At 34.5% G+C, this 21,962-nt stretch carries 19 protein-coding genes and 1 pseudogene; 3 read left to right on the top strand and 17 right to left on the bottom strand.

Annotation, left to right across the window (positions count from 1 at the left end; translation table 11 throughout):
- Position 1: 1 nt before the first annotated feature.
- The 6 genes from FFM65_RS00725 to FFM65_RS00700 all read right to left on the bottom strand — a co-directional run bounded on the left by FFM65_RS00725 (position 2) and on the right by FFM65_RS00700 (position 7,685).
- Positions 2–913, bottom strand: coding sequence for an aldo/keto reductase (locus tag FFM65_RS00725; RefSeq protein WP_119317196.1), 912 nt, complete (start codon positions 911–913; stop codon positions 2–4).
- A gap of 113 nt (positions 914–1,026) precedes the next feature.
- Positions 1,027–2,136 carry a DMT family transporter gene (locus FFM65_RS00720; RefSeq protein ID WP_119317195.1) on the bottom strand — a complete coding sequence of 370 codons (1,110 nt, stop codon included), beginning with the start codon at positions 2,134–2,136 and terminating at the stop codon, positions 1,027–1,029.
- Positions 2,137–2,235: 99 nt separating this feature from the next.
- A complete protein-coding gene (locus FFM65_RS00715) occupies positions 2,236–4,116 on the bottom strand; it encodes an LTA synthase family protein (RefSeq protein WP_119317194.1) in 1,881 nt (626 codons plus the stop codon).
- Positions 4,117–4,197: 81 nt separating this feature from the next.
- Positions 4,198–6,084 carry an LTA synthase family protein gene (locus tag FFM65_RS00710; protein ID WP_119317193.1) on the bottom strand — a complete coding sequence of 629 codons (1,887 nt, stop codon included), beginning with the start codon at positions 6,082–6,084 and terminating at the stop codon, positions 4,198–4,200.
- An 80-nt stretch (positions 6,085–6,164) separates the two neighbouring features.
- Positions 6,165–6,746 (bottom strand): NAD(P)H-dependent oxidoreductase, encoded by a 582-nt coding sequence (locus FFM65_RS00705; RefSeq protein WP_119317192.1) that lies wholly within the window; start codon positions 6,744–6,746, stop codon positions 6,165–6,167.
- 87 nt (positions 6,747–6,833) lie between these two features.
- Complete coding sequence (locus FFM65_RS00700; protein ID WP_119317191.1) at positions 6,834–7,685, bottom strand: YitT family protein; 852 nt, start codon at positions 7,683–7,685, stop codon at positions 6,834–6,836.
- 297 nt (positions 7,686–7,982) lie between these two features.
- Between FFM65_RS00700 and FFM65_RS00695 the strand changes: the two genes are divergently transcribed.
- On the top strand, positions 7,983–8,843 hold the full coding sequence (locus FFM65_RS00695; protein WP_119317190.1) for an NAD(P)-dependent oxidoreductase: 861 nt from the start codon (positions 7,983–7,985) through the stop codon (positions 8,841–8,843).
- Between the two features lie 55 nt (positions 8,844–8,898).
- On the opposite strand, the gene FFM65_RS00690 is transcribed toward FFM65_RS00695, so the two are convergent.
- The 3 genes from FFM65_RS00690 to FFM65_RS00680 are packed head-to-tail and all read right to left on the bottom strand — an operon-like array spanning position 8,899 to position 12,894.
- A complete protein-coding gene (locus FFM65_RS00690) occupies positions 8,899–9,819 on the bottom strand; it encodes a sce7725 family protein (RefSeq protein WP_119317189.1) in 921 nt (306 codons plus the stop codon).
- A complete protein-coding gene (locus FFM65_RS00685; RefSeq protein ID WP_119317188.1) occupies positions 9,816–10,532 on the bottom strand; it encodes a hypothetical protein in 717 nt (238 codons plus the stop codon). Before FFM65_RS00685 ends, FFM65_RS00690 begins: the two co-directional genes overlap by 4 nt.
- Positions 10,513–12,894, bottom strand: coding sequence for an ATP-dependent DNA helicase (locus tag FFM65_RS00680; protein ID WP_119317187.1), 2,382 nt, complete (start codon positions 12,892–12,894; stop codon positions 10,513–10,515). The genes FFM65_RS00685 and FFM65_RS00680 overlap by 20 nt, the downstream gene beginning before the upstream one ends.
- A gap of 277 nt (positions 12,895–13,171) precedes the next feature.
- On the opposite strand from FFM65_RS00680, the gene FFM65_RS00675 reads away from it, so the two are divergent.
- Entirely contained in the window at positions 13,172–13,723 is a 552-nt protein-coding gene (locus tag FFM65_RS00675; protein WP_119317186.1) for a TetR/AcrR family transcriptional regulator, read from the top strand.
- Between the two features lie 11 nt (positions 13,724–13,734).
- Here the strand turns inward: FFM65_RS00675 and FFM65_RS00670 are convergent, their stop codons facing one another.
- The 7 genes and pseudogenes from FFM65_RS00670 to FFM65_RS00640 form a co-directional block, all read right to left on the bottom strand.
- Positions 13,735–14,574 carry a methyltransferase domain-containing protein gene (locus FFM65_RS00670; RefSeq protein WP_119317185.1) on the bottom strand — a complete coding sequence of 280 codons (840 nt, stop codon included), beginning with the start codon at positions 14,572–14,574 and terminating at the stop codon, positions 13,735–13,737.
- Between the two features lie 9 nt (positions 14,575–14,583).
- Positions 14,584–15,150, bottom strand: coding sequence for an SOS response-associated peptidase (locus FFM65_RS00665; protein ID WP_119317184.1), 567 nt, complete (start codon positions 15,148–15,150; stop codon positions 14,584–14,586).
- Between the two features lie 52 nt (positions 15,151–15,202).
- Positions 15,203–15,625, bottom strand: coding sequence for a DUF805 domain-containing protein (locus FFM65_RS00660; protein WP_119317183.1), 423 nt, complete (start codon positions 15,623–15,625; stop codon positions 15,203–15,205).
- Between the two features lie 242 nt (positions 15,626–15,867).
- Positions 15,868–16,395: pseudogene (locus FFM65_RS00650) on the bottom strand (RNA-guided endonuclease InsQ/TnpB family protein); the annotation flags it as partial.
- 10 nt (positions 16,396–16,405) lie between these two features.
- Positions 16,406–16,597, bottom strand: a complete 192-nt coding sequence (locus tag FFM65_RS12425) for a helix-turn-helix domain-containing protein (RefSeq protein WP_371851262.1) — start codon at positions 16,595–16,597, stop codon at positions 16,406–16,408.
- 238 nt (positions 16,598–16,835) lie between these two features.
- Complete coding sequence (gnd, locus tag FFM65_RS00645) at positions 16,836–17,759, bottom strand: phosphogluconate dehydrogenase (NAD(+)-dependent, decarboxylating) (protein ID WP_119317182.1); 924 nt, start codon at positions 17,757–17,759, stop codon at positions 16,836–16,838.
- Positions 17,760–17,880: 121 nt separating this feature from the next.
- Positions 17,881–18,441, bottom strand: coding sequence for a hypothetical protein (locus FFM65_RS00640; RefSeq protein WP_119317181.1), 561 nt, complete (start codon positions 18,439–18,441; stop codon positions 17,881–17,883).
- Between the two features lie 228 nt (positions 18,442–18,669).
- Here FFM65_RS00640 and FFM65_RS00635 point away from each other — a divergent pair, with 228 nt between their 5' ends.
- The gene (locus FFM65_RS00635) at positions 18,670–20,061 is read left to right on the top strand and encodes a hemolysin family protein (protein ID WP_119317180.1); all 1,392 of its coding nucleotides are present in this window, start codon (positions 18,670–18,672) and stop codon (positions 20,059–20,061) included.
- A 183-nt stretch (positions 20,062–20,244) separates the two neighbouring features.
- Here FFM65_RS00635 and FFM65_RS00630 read toward each other — a convergent pair whose 3' ends face one another.
- Entirely contained in the window at positions 20,245–21,948 is a 1,704-nt protein-coding gene (locus FFM65_RS00630; protein WP_119317179.1) for a YfhO family protein, read from the bottom strand.
- Positions 21,949–21,962: the final 14 nt, after the last annotated feature.

Genomic DNA, 21,962 nt, shown 5'->3' with positions numbered 1-21,962 from the left:
CTTATTCAAATGCTTCATCAATCACATGGTAATCAGAATTACCTAACTCAACGCTCAAAGATTTCACATTTTGATCTACTTGGGCTGGTTTTCTTGCTCCAGGTATTACGATAGAAATATCTGAATTTTTCATATACCATGCCAAAACCACTTGAGCAACGGTCGCATCATATTTATCAGCGATTTTTTGAACAACACCGATTGACTTCAAAATATTATCGAACTCATCTTTAGTAAATTGTTTAAATTTCTTATAATCAGAAGCATTGTATTTACCTGTCAACAAACCTGAAGCCAATGGAAAATATGGTACAAATGAGATATTGTTCTTTCTCAAATATGGGAACAAACTTTGTTCGGCATCCCGATGTACCAAACTGTAGTTATCTTCCACAATATCAACTAAACCATCTTTATTAGCTTCTTTGATTTGATCTAGTGAAAAGTTAGAAACTCCAATCGCTCTAATCTTTCCGGCTTGCTTGAGTTCATTTAAAGCTGCTACCGCTTCATTTTTAGGCGTCTTTTCATCTGGAAAATGAATATAGAAAATATCAATATAGTCAGTCTTCAAACGTTTCAACGCTAAATCAACCGACTTCTTCAAAAATTCAGGACTATTATTATATTTCAAGTCATTATCAGGATCTTGAGCAGCCTTAGTGGCGATGACTAATTTACTACGATCATAGTTTTGAATTACATCGCCGATAATTTCTTCTGAACGACCTAGTCCATACATGAAGGCTGTATCCAAAGTTGTGATGCCACTGTCGATGGCTTCCTTAACTACTGCATAGCCATCTTCATCTTTTAAATTATCAAATAAATTGTGGCCACCAACTTTGTTAGTCCCAAGACCAATTTTTTTGCTAGTTACATTCGTATTACCAATTTTAATTAAGTTATCCATTCGCAAAATCTCCTTAATATTGGGCTTTTTGAAACCGCTACCTTCATAATAGCTCAATTTTTTCCAAAAAAATAAGATTATGCATAATTTGCATAATCTTATTAATTAATATTTTAGTCTTCAGAAGGTAATTCTTGACTTTCTTTTTTAGCTTCAAGAGTACCACGAACAGCTTCTTCAGTGGCTTTACGACGTTTAGCAAGCTCACTGTTTTCAATCTTATCTTTAACAACTTCCAATTCGTCCACTTCTTGGTGAGCTTCAGGGTTGTTACGTCTGAAGATTGCCATAACACGGTAAGCAATTTTTTCTCCCATAAGTGTAACTAATGAACCAAGCAAGATAACTACGATACCAAAAATCGTATTAGCTGTCATTGCTTCGCCTAAGATTAGAAGTGATAGAACTGGTGCTAATGCAGGCTTAACTAGAAAAATCAATGAGGCCTGCAAGATTCCAACTTTTTCCATTGATAGGAAGTACAATCCAAAAGCCACACCTGTGACTAAGATTGAAATGTACAAAATCAATGGCAAGGTTTGTAAGGAGATACCTTGGAAGTATGGAATATTACTGAATTGTGAAAAGTTACTAGGAATAGCGTTGGCAACGGCCGGAATGTGACTGATTGCCATCAAAATACCCAATTCAGCTGAACCGAATAGAAAAGCTAAACAAGTCATTGAAAGACCATTCAAACCGATCTTTCCACCGTAAACACGTGACATAACACCATAAACACCGAAAATAATTGACGATAATAAACCTAACATGATTCCCATTGCACCTGATAAGTGAAATGGATTAATAATAATCAATAAACCGACTAAGGTAAGAATCAATGCTAAAACATTAGTTCTCGATAATTTTTCTCTGAGGAACACAAATCCGATGATCAAACCAAAAATTGGATTAGCACTCAACATGATAGCAATAACCGAAGCTTTAGCCATTCCAATTGAGATTTGATACAAGGTCATACTTACTACAACAATGACAAATCCTGTCAAAGCAATACGACCCCAGCCAGATTTAGAAATTTTTACATTGTTCTTCTTAAGGTAAAGAATAGTAAATGGTAAGAGGGCTAGCCCACCAATCAAGAATCTAATAAAATTCAATTCGATTGGATTGAACTGTCCACCAGCAATCTTTAATGCAATTTCCATTGAACTGAAAAGAAATGTTGGTATCAATATGTATAGAAAACCCTTTAAATTCAAAACTTAATTTCATCCCCATTTTTGTTAGTGAATATGTTAAGTGTACTCCTAGGAAAAGGGTTCCAAAAAATGAAAGTGTTTTCAACTCTGAAAAAGATATTATTTATTAATTTTGGACTTAATATAACCCTTACCTGCAGTTAAATCGTACTGAACTAAGCGGTAATCTTTTTGAATTTTGCGTTGAGACTTAGTCAATTGGTTGGATGAGATCTGTTTACCGTTTTGATCAACCATCAAATCTTCGCTTTTACCAACACTATTTTTGGCTGTGGCTGGCAATTGTTCTTGAACTTTGGTTAACAATGCATAGTAAGGTGTAACTTTTTGTTTCATTTGTTTCAAAGCTATGGGAATAAAACTGTTTGGATCGGTTATAGCTGTATTTTGTTTAATTTTTTTAGTTCCATAATTATGATCCAAAGCATATTTATTACTATAGATGAAATAATCTGTTTCATGTTGAACAACATTGTATTTTTCCATAGAATTTTTATCATACAATCCGGGTAAGTGGTCACCATACCAAACAACCGTGATTGGTTTTTGAATAGCATCCAATTTTTCTAGAAATTCCTTAGTCGAATTATCAGTATAATTGATTCCTTTAGCATAATTGGCAACTTGCTGTGGAATCCCCGCTGCAGAGCCATTATAAGTGAATTGATTATTATCATACGTTACATTGAATGGCATATGATTTTGCATCGTCACTAAACTGATGAACTGCCCCTTTTTTCTAGCATTAACTTGTTTCAAGGTTTCTTTATAGGAAGACTTATCATCAACAAAAGTGCTATAGCTGAGTTTAGATTTGTATTCTAGTGCGTTCTTCCCTTTAGTTTGAAAATTCTTGAACTTATTAAAGCCTAGTTTTGGATAGACAATATCACGATCATAAAAATTACCATAATATGGATGAATAGCTGCCGCATAATCAAAACTATTAATAATATTGATAGGATGATTTTGATTAACTACCAATTGTGTGTATGGCGACTGCAACGATTTGGCAAATTGATTGTAAGCTAGGCCGGTAAAAGCCATATACTCCATATTGGCCGTTCCTCCACCATAGCCAGAACTTAACATTAAGCCCGAAGTATTTGCTTGTTTTATTTGATTGATATTAGGAATTGGATCTTGATTGATCGTAACATTGGGAACTCGTACTGGATCAGCAAAGCTTTCACTCAAAACAAAAATCAGCGTTTGCTTATTTAAATTTTGATTAGGACGATTTTGGTTGATTTGTTGAGCCTTTTTTTGATACTTATGCAAGATATTTTGCATCGTTTCTTTGTTGTAATCTTGTGGTTTATCCATAATGTCAGTATGAATATTACCCAAAAATGGCAACAATGGCCCTGTAGTGTTGGCTATTAAGCTAATATTGGGTGCAAAGTTGATATAACCGGCCTTAGCAGTGACTTTATTCATAAAAGAGCCTTCTTTATCAACGTTATAAAACGACCCGATAGTGGCAACTCCTAAGACAACCAAAATAATTCTCGTAATTAAATTAAAATGTAAAGTACACTTTGAGAAATGTTTTCCCAAAAAGATACAAAATCCTATCACAATTACAAAACTTAAGATGGCCAAAATAACTATTTTCCAACTGATCATCGAAAATAGCTGTTTCCAACTTCTTAAAAGTGCTAAATCACTCGGCATAATTGGTTCATTTCGATAAGCTACTTTTAAGCGATTGGCCACAATGTAAATACCGAAGAAAATATAATAAATGGCCGTTGCATAGAAAAAGTGATTTATTAAACCATAAATTGCCAAATATAATAAGAACAAAATAGTTATTGTTAACAAATAAGCCGCTACATTAGTATGAAAAACAGCTTGGTTAGTAGTTTTAAAATCAACTGTTTGCGAAAGGTGAAGCAAATAACCGACTAATGCAACGGAAAATAACATAAACAAAAATTGTAAGAAGTAAATAAAAACAGATTTTTTAATATGCATATCCCCATACCCTCTATTTGATGTATATGAATATATTAATTTAAATCAACAAAAAAAACGAATCGATTTCTCAATTCGTCCCTATTTATTGATAGTTTTTTGCGTATAACCTTTACCAGCAGTGAGATCATACTGAACTAAACGATAATCTTGAAGTAATTCTTTTTGTTCATGCGTTAAATCCGATTCCTTCACTTGTTTACTGTCTTCATTAACGTATAAATTGCTACTAGATTCATCAATATTTCTGGCCATTGCAGGCAACTTCTTTTGCACTTCAGTTAATAGAGCATAGTAAGGCGTTACTTTTTGATTCATTTGTTCCAAGGCTAAAGGAATAAAACCATTGGGATCCGTAACTTTAGTAGCATTATCTATTTTGGTCGTGCCTTGATTGTGATCACGAGCATATTTATTACTGTAGATAAAGTAATCTGTTTGATGTTGAGCCACATTATTTTTGTACATATCGTTCCCATCGTAAATTCCTGGTAAATGATCGCCATACCATACGATTGTGATTGGTTTATCAATTTTATCTATTCTATCCAAGAATTCTTTCGTAGCGCTGTCTGTGTAGCTCAACCCTTTAGCATAATTATTTACCTGATCACGATTTTTATCAGAAATGGCCGACCCCGTATTAGTAAATTGATTGTCAGTATAATTATTCGTATAAGGCATGTGATTTTGCATCGTTACTAAGTTAATAAACTGGCCACCATTAATATGATTGACTTGCCATAGAGCATTATCATAAGCAGACTCATCACTGATATATTCCATTCCTGGTAAAGTTGTCGTATATTTCAAGGCTGAATCACCTGTTGTATCAATATTACGGAAACTTTGGAAACCAAAACTCTTATACACAGTATTACGATTATAAAAATTACCGTGATAAGGATGAATAGCACTGGCAGTTTCAAAACTGTTGGCGATATTGATAGGATTTTCTTGTTTATTAACTACTTGCGTATATGGAGATTGCAATGAATTAGAGAATTGATTCAAAGCTAACCCAGTTAAAGTCATGTACTCCATATTGGCAGTTCCCCCACCATAGCCAGAACTCATCATCAATCCTGAAGTCGTTGAATTTTCGATATTACGTATATTAGGCATTGGATCTTGGTTCATTTTGAGATTAGGGACCCTAGTTGGATCTGAAAAACTCTCACTAAGAACAAAAATTAAGGTTTGATCAGAAAGATCATCATTATCACGATTTTTATTTATTTCATCGGCCTGTTTTTGATACTTCTTAACTATTTTTGCCATTGTCTGCTGACTGTAGTCTTGTGGTTTTTCCATGATATTGACGTACATATTACCAAGAAATGTCAGCATGGGACCGTTAGTATTGGCCGATTTATTAATATTAGAATCCAAATTAGTATATCCAGAGGCTGCTAGCAAACGATACGTTAATGAACTATTGTCATTGGCAGTATAAAAAATACCGATACTAAAGACTGCTAATCCAACAAAAATCAATCTTGTAATTGGTCTGAAACGTAACATTTTTTTACCGACACGCAATTCTAGGAAAACAAAGACCGTTATAACGATAATCAATGCCACTACTACGACTCCAATAAGCTTAGGAGTTAGCATTGATAATAATGACTTTGTATTCTTTAACAACAACAAATCACTCGGTAAAATTGGCTCAGAACGGTAAATTACTTTCATCCTGTCAGCAACCGCATAAATTAAAAAGAAAACAAAAAATACCGCAGAAGAATAAAAGAAACGATTAAATAAACCGTATAAACCTAAATAAATAATGAAAATTATTGCTGTGGTAAGCAAATAAGTATTCCAATTTGTGCCAAAAACTATTTGTTTAGTAAAAATCAAATCGCCGGTTTGTGCCCAATTTAAGCAAAAACCAATCACAAAGGCTGCTAATATCATGAAAACTAACTGTAGCCAGCCTAAATTATTCCTTCTCTTTCTATGCATTAAAACGCCCTCATAATTACAATATTATTAAAAGATATTATAACGCCGATTAAACTAAAAAAGTCTAATCGGCGTTATTTTTACTTATTAGCATATAAATCAGGCAAATCATCTAAGAATTTTTCCCGATTTTGATCAGTAGTGGTATTAACTTGACCAAAGTGAATCCAATTGACAGTTTTTGGATCAATTCCTAAATCATTCAATGTTCGTGCAATAAAAACATCTTGAATTGGATTGCCACAATTATTTTCTAAGTACTCTTTAGTTACCGTTGACGTCGTTATAACGGTAGTTTTTTTAATATTAGTCAACAAGCCTTTCCAGCCGTTGTCTTCGTTATATGCAAAGCCATTCAACATTGTCTTATCTAAAAAGCCCTTTAACATGGCTGGTAAGTTATGCCACCAGATTGGAAAGATAAATACTAATTCATCCGACGCCGCTATTTTGCGCTGGTATCTTTTGACTAATTCATCACTAGTCTTACCTTGGCTATAAACCTTTAAATCTTCTTCCGAGAGTACTGGATCAAAATGATCACCGTAAGGATCAATTATTTCAAATTCTTCATCATTTTTTGAAAATGAATTAGTCAATCGATTCAAGATTTCATGATTAAAACTCCCTGCGTATGGATGAGTATAAATAACAGTTTTCATATTAAAATCTCCTTCATACTTCACACTAATCTATATTGTAAACGATTTCCAGACCCAATTAATAAATATTTTTATAGAGTTTTTTAATTAATTATCGTTAAATTTACCCGCAATGGACATTGTTGGTTGGATATTGATAAATGCTTGTGGATCTTCCTTTAAAATGATTTTTTTAGCAAAGAACAATTGGTACTTAGTCAAAACCATCGTAATTGAACCAATTTCTTCACCAGAATATGCACCACGCAAATGGTAATCAAGTGTTAAACCACGATTAAGCGATTTGAGTAATTCTTTTGAGATATCATCAACTCGATGGCTATACACTGTAACAGTAATTTTCTGTTGTTGAATATACATTTTATCTATCACCATATTAGTAATGTAGATAGAAATAATCGTATACAAAGCTAGTTCCCAACCGAAAGCAAAGCCTGCAATCGTTATAATAACAGCATTAATGGCAAAGCTGACCTGACCAACTGAACTTCCGGTACTTCTCTGCACAATCAAAGCGATGATATCTGTACCACCAGTTGAAAAGCCATAACGGAAACAGAGACCAATTCCGGCTCCTGATAGGATTCCCCCAAAGACGGCTGAAAGTAGCGGATCTTTAGTAATTGGGTATAACGGTATGAATAAAATAAATATCGAAGCTGAAGCAACTGAAATAATCGAAAGTATCGTAAATTTCTTTCCTAACTTCAACCAAGCCAAAACAATCAATGGTAAGTTCAACAAGACATACCATAGATAAACGGGCGTACTCATATGTGCAAACTCATTCAACAAGTTCACAATTAACTGTGATGCACCAGTAACACCACTGGTATAAAGCTTTGCCGGCTGCAAGAGTAATTGAATACCCAGAGCCGAGGTTATTCCATAAAACAAAGCTGCCAAAATACTTTTATAGTAGTCCTTAATAAATTTCACGAAATACCCCTCCTATCTATTCTTTAGTTAGTTCTAAAATTCAGTCAGTGTAGCATGCCGTCCTCCATAGCGATTTTATTTTTTAATTTATTAATTATTTGGAATAAATAATAGAAGACGTTATCTAGTCAGGAGTAACGATAATTTAACACTAACCTAATTAACGAAAAAAACACTTTTTGATGAGATATCAACTGAATTATAGCAAACAAACATGGTTAATAAATAGGGCAATCATATCATTAACTAGAAGATTTTTCGTATAATATAATTAACTTGATGATTGGAGGAAATAATATGCAAAAAATTGGTTTCATTGGTACTGGCGTTATGGGTAGTGGCATTATCAATAATCTCTTGAAAGCTAACTATGATGTCGATATTTATACTAGAACAAAATCAAAGGCTGAACCTCTGATTAATGAAGGTGCTAAATGGTTCTCTGACCCTAAGACCGTTGCACAAAATGCCGACATTATTTTTACTATGGTCGGTTTCCCACAAGATGTTGAAGATGTTTATTTTAAAGATAATGGTATTTTTGCCGGATTAAGCGCTGGCAAGATTATTGTTGATATGACAACTAGTACACCTACTTTAGCAAAAAAAATTGGTCAAAAAGCTGAAGAAATCGGTGTTGAATCAATCGATGCCCCCGTTTCAGGTGGTGACGTTGGTGCTCGTGATGGCAAACTAACTATCATGGTCGGTGGCAATAAAAAAGCTTTCGAAACTCTCAAGCCAATTTTTGAGATCATCGGTAAAACTTCCCACTATTTCGGCTCATACGGAGCTGGTCAACACGCCAAGATGGCTAATCAAATCATGATTGCCGGAACAATGACTGGCTTAACAGAAATGTTTGTTTACGCCAAGGCTGCCGGATTAGATCTACAAGCAGTTCTTGAAACTGTCGAAGGTGGCGGCGGAGACAACTGGAGTCTAGAAAATTACGGTCCTAGAATTCTCAAAGGAGATTTCAAACCAGGCTTTTATTCTAAGCATTTCCTAAAAGATCTTCGGATTGCGCTTGATGAAAGTGAAAAAATGAATTTGGACTTGCCTGCTACTAAACAAGCCAAGAAACTTTACGAAACCTTAGTCGATGAAAAAGGTCTCGGTAATGATGGAACACAAGCTTTAATTAAATTGTGGTAGAAAAATAGGGCATCATCAGAATACATGCCATTGCATGCGATTCTAATGATGTCCTTTATTTTTTTTTCAATTCTAATAATCTACTCATCAATTCAAAATGGTGCATCAACGACAATTTTTTGACTACTCCTAAACCAGGAAACTTGTCTTGCTGTGCATAATTCAATAGCTCTTCCAACGCTGGAGTCTGATTTAGACCTGAGATATTCTTTTGACACCAAGCTATCATCTTGGTCAACGCTTCAAAAAATTTTTCTTTTTGACCACTCATTTTCTCATTACTATCAGAGACAAAATGGTGAATTCGCAGTTCACCTGTCTTAGTCACATAGATTACGTGTAAAGCAATTGCTCGTGATGGCATTCCTTTATCAAAATAAACGTGTCCAACCATAGAATAGTCGCCAAATCCCGTAAAATCGTCCACTTGATAATACCAATCTGCCGGTTCAAAAAATTCATCTTCCAGTAATTGATAATCTTCGACATGTTTAACGAAAGTTAACGGATCGATCAGTTTGACTGACTTATTAGAAACGAGTTGTTGCATACGAGCAACATCAGGAATCAAAACTTTATCCACAGCTTGTAAAACACGTGTCTTCTGATAAGCCTTTAATAATTCATAATCTTTAGCAATCAGCAGAGACTTTTGTGAGCCCTTAGTCTGAACAAATTCACTACTAAAGTCAGCCGCTAAAATGGCACTTGGATAAAAGAAGTCCAGCTTTGATAAATCTGGTAAGGGAAATAATTTTGTATCATTCAAGCCATAAACACTAACTTGGGGATTCGCTATAACGCTAAATGGCTGTTGAAATTTTATCAGCGTTTGAACGGTCCGCAGCAGCTCTTTGGAATCTCTAACTGGTTCGATTATTGGAACGATATTTTTGCTCAAAAGTTTTTTCTCAACTAATTCCTTCAATGCCAGTAAATCGTACATTCTACCTCGTAAATAAGGATAATAAATCATAATTTATCCTCCAAATTTGGCTGATGCAATTGTTGTAACTCCAATTTCAAGGCTTGGTATTGCTCATTACGGGCATCCAATTCCTCTTGAAGCGAATCAATGGCTTCATCTTTCAAATCATCAACAAAACGGTCATAGAGGTTGTGATCTGGAGTGTAGACATCATAACCAGCTTTGGAACGTTTTTTTAATTCTTTGAATAATTTATCATCAGAATACAATTGCAGACCCTTTTCGACTTTTTTTGCCTTATCCACTTCTCTAAATAAAGAAGCAACAAAGTGACCAGTTAATTTAGTCTCATCCACTTGCAAATCTTGATATTGAGCCTTTTTAGCTACCGTTAAAAATCCTGGTGCTCGTAAAGTTTGTGGTGAATTCTCAATCGCTTTCTTGTCAAAAGCCCGATAAATCAAAACACCAATATGCGTTGGAATCTCATCTTGGACTTCTTCAAATAATTTTTGTGGAAGAACAAAATAATTATAGTTGCCGATAAAAGACAATTTAGCCTTGGAATGAAAATCTGCTTTCGTAACTTTCAATTCATAACAACGCCATTCAATTTGGCCATCAGTCAATTGTTGATAACTCAAAGTATCGACAATTCCTTTTTTGTCTGGCATCGATACTTCTTCAACCACGTAAGAACCTTGTTCTAAGCAATATTGATATAACGTACTTTCCAAATTCTTAGTTAACTTGGTCTTCATTCGAAACTCCCTTCCAAAACTTATCCACAGCTTGCCGTAATTGTTCTAGTGAATTTAAATTTTGTCGATTTTGCCAATGATTAGGAAAAAGCTGTGTATAACGAAAACTTGCAAAGCGTTGATCCAACAACAAAATAATCCCCTTATCGTGACTACTGCGAATTAATCTTCCTGCAGCTTGCAAGACGTTGTTCATTCCTGGCATCTGATAGGCATATTCAAAGCCACGTCCATTTTCTTGATCATAATAATCACGTATTAAGTTATTCTCTGCACTGAGTCCAGGTAACCCAACACTGACAACAGCCACGCCTATTAATTTATTACCTCGTAAATCAATTCCTTCTGAAAAAATTCCTCCAAGAACACAAAATCCCAATAAAGTATGATCAGGATTATCATGGAATTTATTCAAGAATTCATCACGAGCCAGATTATTCATTGCACTCGTTTGCGTAACTGTTAAAATCTCTGGGTATTTTTCCTCAAAAAGCTCTTTAATCTGCTTTAAATAGCCATACGAAGGAAAAAAGCATAAGTAATTACCTTTTTTACCGCTAATCAAAGCATGCAAACTTTCGACAATATCATCTTGGCTAAAAGGACGTTGACGATAAGTCGTTTGGATATAACGTGTGACCATAATAGCTTGATTTTGTGCAGGAAACGGAGACGGCAATTGATATGCCAAGCTATTTTCTTTGCCACCTAAAACACTCTGATAATAATCCATTGGTGACAATGTGGCTGAGAAAAACACCGCTCCTAAGCCTAAATCCAAAGACTTATCTAAGAAGTGACTAGGGTCAAGGCACAATTGTTTGACAATCAAATTTTTATCTTCAATCACAATTCTCGTCTTGTAAGTATCGTCATATAACGCTCCAATTTTGACAAACGTTAAACTATCGAAAAAGTAATCTTTGGCATTATCGAGAAAATCTGACGGTTGTTGGTCTGCCATCCAATCAGTCATAAAGTCATTAAATTTACTCAAAGTATTCAACAGTTTATCAGGGACATCAGACGTGATTTTTTCAGTTAAATCATCGTCTTTTAAAATCTTCTTCATTTGATTGAATACTCGCCGAACCTTTTTTATTTGTTTTTGAAAATCAGCACTTGGTTGTGTATTGATTTTTCTAGCCGCTTTTAGCAAACCAGTAATTTTTTGATCACTGATTTGAGCTGAATACATTGACCGAGAACGACTGACTAAGTTATGTGCTTCATCAATCAAGAAGAAATTATCAGTATCCTTCTCAATAAAGAAACGTTGCAAATAAACTAATGGATCGAATAAATAATTATAATCACAAATAATTACATCACAAAATAAGGAAGCATCCAGTGAAAATTCAAAAGGATCGACCTGATGTTTCTTAGCATATTTTTCAATTACTTCACGAGTAATACTGTTTTCATTAGTCAACAAGTCTGACAAAGCAGGCTTTAAGCGGTCATAGTAGCCAATCATATAAGGATCTTTTTCTGGTGGAACATCTTGTTCAGGAAAACGAATCTTATCTTTTGCCGTCAACGTAATACTTTTTAGTTTCAAGCCTTTACTAGCCATCAAATCGATAGCCTCTTCAGCAACTCTTCTAGTACTTTGTTTAGCCGTTAAATAAAATAATCGTTGAATTTTCTCCTCGCCCATCGCCTTAATAGCTGGAAATAATGTTGAAATCGTCTTTCCAGTACCCGTCGGTGCTTCAACGAATAATCTTGTCTCATACACAATTGTCTTATAAACTGCTGCCGCTAATTCATGTTGACCCGTCCGAAACTGTGGAAAAGGAAACTGTAATTTTTTAATTGAAGTATTGCGTTCTTTTCGTAAATTGGCACGCAACACTAACCAATATTCATATTCATCAATTAAATCTTCAAAAAATTTATTTAAATCATCACGACTATAAACTTGCTCATCAGTCGTAATCTTCTCAGTACTAACCTGAAAATACGTTAATCTTAAAGTCACATGATCAAATTCTGGATGGTCCTTTAAAATCAAGTAACCATAGACTTTGACCTGTCCCCAATACAATTCCAAGGTATTATCGCTTAATTCTTCAAACGGTTGATCTGAAGTTTTAATTTCCTCAATCAGCGCATTTTTATCAGTTATTTTTAAACCGTCAGCACGACCTGATATCAAGTATTCATTATCATTCATCGTCACTTCGGTCTTTAAATAAACTTCGCTTTGATAATCTGGATCCTTGATACGTTTTTTTTGCAAACGACGATGAATTCGTGCACCATTCAGGGCTGTATTTTGACTATTTTTAGTCTCATTTAAATCACCACTGCGCAAGACGAATTCTACTAATTGTCGAATTCCAATTTTAGTCGCCATACTTTTCCACCTCGTAATTGTTAACTAACATTGTAAAACATACGTTCTGTTTTGTCTTTATTATCCTAATTTAAGTACTCATAAAATTTTGATTAGATTTAAGACTGTTCCCGGTTCTGGAATTGGCTTAAAGTTGTTCCCAGTACGTTCCAGTGTCCACAAAGCCGAATGGATGACGGAATACTACACTAACCTAAACAAAAGGCTCAAATTTTCTGTGTACTTTTATTTAAAAAATTATATAATTGAATTCACTTGAGAATATTTGGGGGATACAATGCCTACAACTGAAGAAACTCTAGCTTTGTCATTACGTGATATCTTAAGAAGAAAACCGGTTGATAAAATTACTGTTAAGGATATCGTGACTGAATGCAACTTAACTCGACAAACCTTTTATAACCATTTTTCTGATATTTACGAGCTAGTGGAATATGCTGCTTGTACTAATGCTCGAAAAATTCTGGATAAAACTGCCAGCTATGATAAATGGCAATGTGGCTTTTATGCCGTTATGACGATAATGCAAAACAACAAAACTATCGTCAAAAATGCCTATCAATCAAATTATCGTGACTTGATGGAAAAATATATCTTTAAAGTTATTTACAGTTACGTGATTGATATCGTCGAAAAAGTGGCTGAGGATATGATTGTTGAACAAAAGCATAAAGATTTCATCGCTCATTTTTACACATTAGCCTTATTAGCTTTAATTCACGAATGGGTTCAAAATGACCTTAAAGAGGATCCTAAAAAAATTGTTCAACAAGTTGCTACATTGGTTCAAGGTGATTTCAAAAACGACTTGCAAAAATATGCTAAATAAAAAATCGTCGACTAATTTCGACGATTTTTTTGTTGTCCGACTAAAATAGTTGAACCAACTGTAATATTTTTAACTTGCGACCAATCGATTTTTGATTTATCGACATTGAATAACAGAGGCGTCATGTTAATAAAGGCTGTTCTAACCTCTTCTGTCACTGAATAAGTTTCAGTAGCGTCTATTTGGTCAATCAAATCATAATGTTCTTCAAAATAGTCTAGAACTTTTTTATTCGAATATTCTGCTTGTTGCAATTGGTCTTTGGCCACTTGTCGTAGCTCTTGAACGTGAAATTGATTGGGGATAACTTTTAAAACATAACCATCATCTAGTATGCGATTGAATTCTGCATAATTAGCTGGTGAAAAAACATCAATGATACCCCTGATCGTATTATTTTGAATTGGTAAATGGGCCAAATCACCAACAAACCACTTTACTGGCGTATTAACACCCTTAGCTGCTAATTGAATCGAATCTTTAGAAATATCGAAGGCTAAAACGTCCTTAATTCCCGCTTGAGCGATTTTCTTAGCATAATAGCCTTCGCCACAACCAACGTCTAAAATGCTTTCTAAATGTAATTTTTTAATCAATTCAACTAATTTATTAGCAATATGATCATACATGCCATGTTCTAAAATCAAATGACGATTTTCAAAAGAATCACGGTCATAATTTTTAGATACTTTATTATTTAAAACAAAGTCAACAAAGCCCTTCTTAGAAATGTCGAAACAATGATCATTGCTACAAAATAGACTATTGCCAATTAATTTCAGTTCTTCTCCACAAATGGGACATTGGAAGAAATTTTGACTATTGTTAAATTTTTGAATCTTGTCATTCATTATAAATACCTATTTTTCTGCTTGTGAGTACAATTGTGGCATTGCTGTATCCAAAAAGTTTTTAGCAAAGTCATCGTTATAAATCCAAGCATTGATTTGATTTTTTTGTAGAATCAATGGCATTCGATCATGGACGTGTATCATTGATTCATTGGGAGCCGTTGTAAACAAGATACTCTGAGCTATATTGTCAAAATAGTTGTAACAACCGGCGATAAAAAGTGTCTGAGGATCATTAGAGAAATTAAATTTATATTTTTGTTTAGCTTTATTCCATTCAAAAAAGCCCGTTGTTGGATAAACACAACGCCGTTTTAAAAACGAATCTGCAAACATCGGCTTTTGTCGTACCGTTTCACTGCGAGCATTTATCAGTGATTGGCCAGTCTTAAAACCAGGAAAGCCCCACTTCATGCCGACAACTTGAACTTGACGATTTCCAGCAATGATCAAAGCCGTCTCATCAGTCGGGAAAACTTCACCTGTTTTAGGATTATAACCAGCATTCTTTGCTAATTGATAGATTCGCTTTATTTCAGGATTTTGATCAGGTTCAAACAAAAAGCGTCCACACATAATTCTCCTCCAACAAAAAACTAGAACATTTCTGCTCTAGTTTAACAAAATTTTAGATTGATTTGGGGAAACGATTGCCTAAATTCCGTTGTGGTAAGCACAATAATACTATTAAAATAACAGCTCCAACGACTGGAACTAGTCCTAACAACACCCACCAGCCGCGCATTTTTCGATCATGTAAACGTCTGATAATAGCGGTAAAGACAGCAATCCAATAGTAGCCCATCGTTATAGCCAGCGCTACGCCAACGATTGAACTCCAATAATAATCCATCACCGGCATTTTAGTAAGAATAAATGCTAATAATGCCACAATGACATAAGCTACAATACTAAAGCCTAAATAGCCCCACCAGAAATCCTTGCGACTCATTCTCTTAGCACCAACAAAGAGATCTTGAAAATATAATTTAGTTGAAGAAATGATTCCTGGTCGAAAGCTTTCATTCCAAATTGGTTCTTTTATTTGCATAAAAAATCTCCTATACGTGAGTTTCAGTTGTTTCTATACCTTGGTATTCTGTTCTCCATAGCAAAACTACACAAAAAACAGCTCCTAATAATAATAAAGCACCGTTATGGATTTGTGCAGTGGAGATACTTAATAATAACGCAAATCACTACCAGTGAACTACATCGGCACTAAAGTACCGAGCTTCTAGGAACATTCCATACTTGCCAACTAGTATTTCAACCAGTCGGTAGAGGCTAGAACTATCTTACTAAGGCTTGTTCCAAGCCATTGTTTAATATGTTTTTACTTGCATTAATGTCACGATCATGATGAATACCACAACTAGGACAATCCCATTCTCTAATATCTAACTCGTGTTTACCGTCATCGTAACCACAATTAGAACAGATTTGACTAGTTTTGAATGGATTAACAACCAGAAATTTCTTACCATACCATTCACATTTGTATTCAAGCATTAATCTTAATGCTCTCCTTGATTGATTAGCGATAGCACGTGATAATTTATGGTTACCAAGAAGATTTTTGGTTTTCAAATCTTCAATAACAATCAAATCATTATTCTCAACTAATTCACGAGTTATTTTATGGAGATAGTCTTTTCTTTGATTAGCAATTTTCTCACTATACTTAGCTACCATTAGTTTAGCTTTCATATAGTTCGAATATTGTTCTAAAGGTTTTGGATCAATCAATCCAAATTTCTTTTTATACTGGATATCCTTTAGAGCTTGCGTACGTCTTCTAGCTAATCGTTTCTCCCAATAATGTTTCTTTTTAGAAAGTTGTTAAAATGTAATTCAAATCAAATGCTTTCAAAGATTTCAAATCAGGATTATTTTCATGACGTTTGATCATCATGTCTAACATATTGTTCCAAACAAAACGATTAGCGCCAAAGTTATATTCAATCAGTTCCTTCTGGTAACTATCGGGATAGATGCATAATTTAATACCCTTTAAGACCATATGAACCCCTTCCCATGATTTTGTATTGTAATTATATCACATAGGGGGAACGTATGTTTGTAAAAACATCTAAAATCGCATAAATCATTGATTCATCACGGCAATAAATTACCGTGTTTTCTCAATTAGCGATTTTTATAAATGCTTCTAATATTAGAGAAAAATATTTTTTCGCACTCTTTCAACAAAAAGTTCCTTATAAAAAGAAAAAACTTGCCAATGACAAGTTTTTCATTAATTATTTTTTATCTTTATTACCTTCGTTGTTTATTTCGACCACGTGTCCACCAAATTCGTTACGCAAAGCCGCTACGACTTTACCTGTGAATGTATCATCCTCTAAAGAACGATAACGCATCATCAATGAAGCCCCAATTACAGGTGTTGGAACTTGTAATCTCAATGCTTCTTCAACCGTCCACTTACCTTCACCAGAAGAATGCATAACACCCTTGATTTCGTCTAAGTCAGGATCTTTTGAAAAAGCTGATTGTGTCAATTCCATCAACCAACCACGAACAACTGAACCGTGTTGCCAAACATTAGCTACCGCTTCATTATCATAATCAAATTCACTGTGTTTCAAAACATCGAAACCTTCAGCGATAGCTTGCATCATACCGTATTCAATACCGTTATGAACCATCTTTAAGTAATGACCACTGCCGGCTTTTCCAGTATATAAATAACCATCAGTTTGTGCAATTCCTTTGAAAATAGGTTCAATATATTCAAAAGTTTTTTCATCATCCCCACCGATCATGAAATTACCGTCACGGTTTGCACCGCTCATACCGCCTGATGTACCAACATCGAAGAACTTAATGTTTTTATCAGTTAGGATTTTATTGTGTCGCAATGAATCTTTGTAAAATGAATTTCCACCGTCAATTACGATGTCGTTTTCATCCAAAATTTCGCTCAAGGTATCAATTGTTGTATTAGTTGGGTTCCCCGCTGGTAGCATTACCCAAACAATACGTGGTGCGTCCAAAGCCAAAACTGCGTCCTTAAGGCTTTTTTCAACACGTGCACCCAAAGTTGAAGCATCGTTTCTAGCACCGTCATTTAAATCAAAAGCAACTACTTCATTACCGTTACGAATCAAATTCTCGGTTAAATTGATTCCCATCTTACCGAGTCCAATCATTGCTAATTTCAAAATTAATCCTCCTAAGTTGTTATCACAAGTTCTAATTATACATAAAAAAGACGCACCAAAATCAACATTTTGGTACGACCCGATTGCTTAAGAGGTTGATATCATAAGGTTTATTGGTTGATTAGCTCATGAACTTGTTCCACCAATGGCCTTTCTTATCATCATTAACCTTTTCATTTACACGTTCTTTGATATTTTCATCTTTTTGCGTGTCATTATTTTCAACTTTTTCTTTAGCTTGTTGCTTCAAAGTATCCAACTCAACTTGGAGTTGTTCTTTTGATTTTTGAGCATCATTTAACTCTTGTTGTAATTCTTTAATAGTTAATTCACGCTTTTTATTTTCTGATTCTAATTTAGCAACAGTTTTTTGCAATTCCACGATTTCATCATTTTGTTTCGTGTCTGTTGATTCTTTGGCATCAGCAGCAGGATAAATTTGTGCAGCTGAAGTTTCTAAAGTCATTTTGGGTCCATGACTTAGCTTGACCATTTCTTTAAAATCTTCAATATTTTTCTGAGTGTAGAGACGATTATTTTGGCTATTACGCTCAAAGTATTTGCTATTGGCGGTAGTCTTTTCGACTATCAAAGAATATTTCCGTAGCGTTGCAACGCTGATCCCTAAGTCTTTTGCGGCTTGTGCAGGAGTTAATAGGTTGTTAGTTTTTACTTTACTCAAAAGGATTCCCCCAAGGTTGTTTCATTCTCTTCATTATAAAAATAATGATTGTTAAGTTCAACTACAAAATTCATAACGAACTCAAAATAAAATTGTCCTAGCTATATTTTAACCACTAAATTGGATATACTAAAGATGAAAAGATAAAATATTTACTCTTTGCCGACACTGTCGGTTTTTCTTTGGTGTATAATTCGTTTTACAGGAAATAGAAGGGGAAATAATATATTGTCAAGTTCTGCAATTACAACAAATTTTATTATCATACTTGTTACCTTTATCTTTGCCTTCTTCTTCGTGGCTGCTGAGTTTGCCTTAGTTCAAACCAGATCCAGTCAACTAGAGGATGCTATTCAAAAGGGTGAAGGAAACAAAAAGAAATTACAACGTGCTTTAAAGATGGTCAATAACCTAAACGAATACTTATCAACTACTCAAGTTGGTACTAGTATCGCTGGTATTATCTTAGGTTGGATCGGTGAAAGTACCATCGAATACTTACTAATAGAAGTACTAGGCGTTGCTCATATCTCTGCTGGCGGTAGTAGTGGTTTACATGCTATAAGCTCAATCGTTGGTGTTTTACTACTAACTTATTTGGAAGTGGTTCTAACAGAAATCGTTCCAAAGAATATCTCAATCGATATGCCAATGAAAATGTTAATGTTAGTCGTTACACCATTACGTTTCTTCCATGTTGCCGTTTATCCGTTCGTTTGGTTGCTCAACGTGTCCGCATCTGGAATCGTCAGATTAATGGGTATGAAACCAGCTGATAGCGAAAATGAAGTCTTCTCACAATCTGAGATCCTAAGATTATCTAAGTCTTCAATCAAAGGCGGCGATATGGAACCAGATGACGTTATCTTTATGCAACGTGCTTTCGAATTGAATGATAAAGTTGCTAAAGATATTATGGTCGACCGGACGAGTCTTTATGTTGTCGATATAACGGACAAAGTCAAAGATGTTATCAAAGATTATTTACAACAAGGCTTCTCAAGATTTCCTGTTGTGGCAGATAATGATAAAGATAAAGTTTTAGGTTACGTTTACGCCTATGATATCGTTCGTCAAAATCAAGTTGATGGTGACGTTGGCATCAGTCGTATCTTGCGTTCTGTTAATACTGTTCCTGAAACTATGCCAATTCAAGATATCTTGTCTAAAATGATCAAGAAACAAACACCTATCGTTATTGTCGTTGATGAATATGGTGGTACTAGTGGTATTGTCACTGATAAGGATATCTACGAGGAATTATTCGGAACAGTTAAGGATGAAATTGATGATGTTTCTGATGAATACATCGTTAAAAATGAAGATGGTTCATACAATGTTTCTGGTAAAACTACCTTATATGATTTCGAACGTTACTTCAAAACTGACGTTAGCGAATTTCAAAAATCCGATATCATCACCATTGGTGGTTACCTAATTGAAAAATTCCCTAATTTACAAAAAGGTTCCACCTTTGATATGGATAACTTTCATTTTGAAGTTGCGGAATTCGATCACGGTTTCGTTAACTGGTTCAAAGTTACGGTTGATAAAAAAGCCGTTACAAAACAAGATAATTTAGCATCATTGACTGACGTTGATGATTTGAAGAATAAATAAATACATAAAAAAGCTGAATTCGATGGGATTCTTAGGTTAGTTTAGGATTCCGTCCTCCACGGCAAAGCAAATAAGCATCTACTCAGATAATAGTTAATCGACTATATCTGAGTAGATGCTTATTTTGATTTTGTATCAATTTGAATAAATAGCACAAGCCCTGTGATGGATCAGCCGTTTTGTTTATTCCTTAGAACGTAGACCTTCGATTTTTCCAAAGTCTACTAGATTCAATTTATTAATAAAGATTATCGCTATCATGATTAGCAACGATAAGAATGAAATACGACGTGCAACCTTTTGAGTCATCGTTTCAAAATAGTCAATGACGACTTTCCCACTGCCGTTGACCGTTACTTGAGCCAAATTATTGTTAGTCTTATCTACTTGCAAGCTAGATACTTTACCTTCCGATTGAGTAGATTGAAAACCATAATAAGCAATGATAGGAATATCTACTTTAGCATTCTTAGCATTCCTAAAATTAAAACTCAAGCGTGTACCGTATTGCTTGAACTGACTAATCTTCGCCTTACCTGCCGTTATTTGCGGCTTATGAGGCATTCTTTGTAAATCACTTAAGCTTGTACCTTGAGGTAAATATTCTTGTCCTGCGCCAATACTAAAGGGTTCTAGTTGATTATATTCACTCTGATCAACAAATTGTAGTGACGAACCTTGTACCAAACGATAACTAGCTGAAATAGCAAACAACAATGTGAAGAAAATCAAACCACTTTTGGCCAATTTACTATTAAAGAGTTTTAGTGGATCGCTCGCTACCACAATAGCTAATAACAAAGTAATCAACATATCAAAACGCCAAGGATATTGAATTACTTTGAATGGCGTATGATTTAAAATTACCCAAGGAAATACTTTAGTACTGCAGAGCAATAAAATAACACCTATTAGTGCAAAGTCTTTGACAGCTTTATTTTTGATTTTAGTAAATGACAACACTATTACGACGGCTGCAATGAATAAGACTATTCCAATATTAGGTTCACCTAGACCGTTATTCAAACTCCATTTACTCATATCAAAGAAACTTGTAGCACCCTTTGGTAAAATTCCATTCGACTGCGTTAAGACAAATTTCGTATGTCGCAATTGTTCAATCATGGGTAAGAAATACGCCGCTGATAGTAACAAAGAACACAACGCTGCCCAACCTAATGACAACAAACGTTTAGGATGTTTTTGAATCTCTTTGTACTGACATAAGCCAATGATAACTATCAAAATAGCAACAAGGATTGGCGAAATTGCATGCGAATATATGATTGCTGTCATTCCGAAAGTCAAATACCACCATTTCTTACGATTTCCATAAAAGATTTCGTAAATACCTAACATCGCGATGGGTAAGAAAATGAAAGCTCCGACCTCACCTAAGTCATGACGGAACAATAAATTGTGCAAACGATAAGTCGATAAAGTATAGACAAAACTAAATACTAAACTATTGAGATACTTTTGACTGACTTTGTAAAAACACAAAAAGGAAACTCCAAAGGTCAAAAAATTGACGAACAAATAATATCCCATCAAAGTTTGGGCACTTGAAAATCCTATCAAGCGTAAAAACGCAGCAGGATACAACAAGAAATCAGAGTAAAAGATATTGACAATATATCCAAAACCATCCATGAATGACATGTTCACAAATGGAAAGAACTGATGTCGTTGTAATGAATGATACAAGCCCTCTATCCGCATCATGTGAAAACGATCATCACTAGTACCTAAATAAGACCAAATTTTTCCATGATAAAACTGCGTTTGATAAAGTGCTAAAAAACTAACCAATAAGAAAAGTAAAATTGTAAATACAATTATTGTGATTTTCTTAGTAGACTTTTTCTTCAAAAAACTCAATTGCATAAAATAAATGCCTT

Source organism: Companilactobacillus formosensis (assembly GCF_005405305.1).
Taxonomy (GTDB): domain Bacteria; phylum Bacillota; class Bacilli; order Lactobacillales; family Lactobacillaceae; genus Companilactobacillus; species Companilactobacillus formosensis.
Note: the sequence above shows the minus strand (reverse complement) of the source record. Positions and strands in the feature narration are given on the sequence as shown.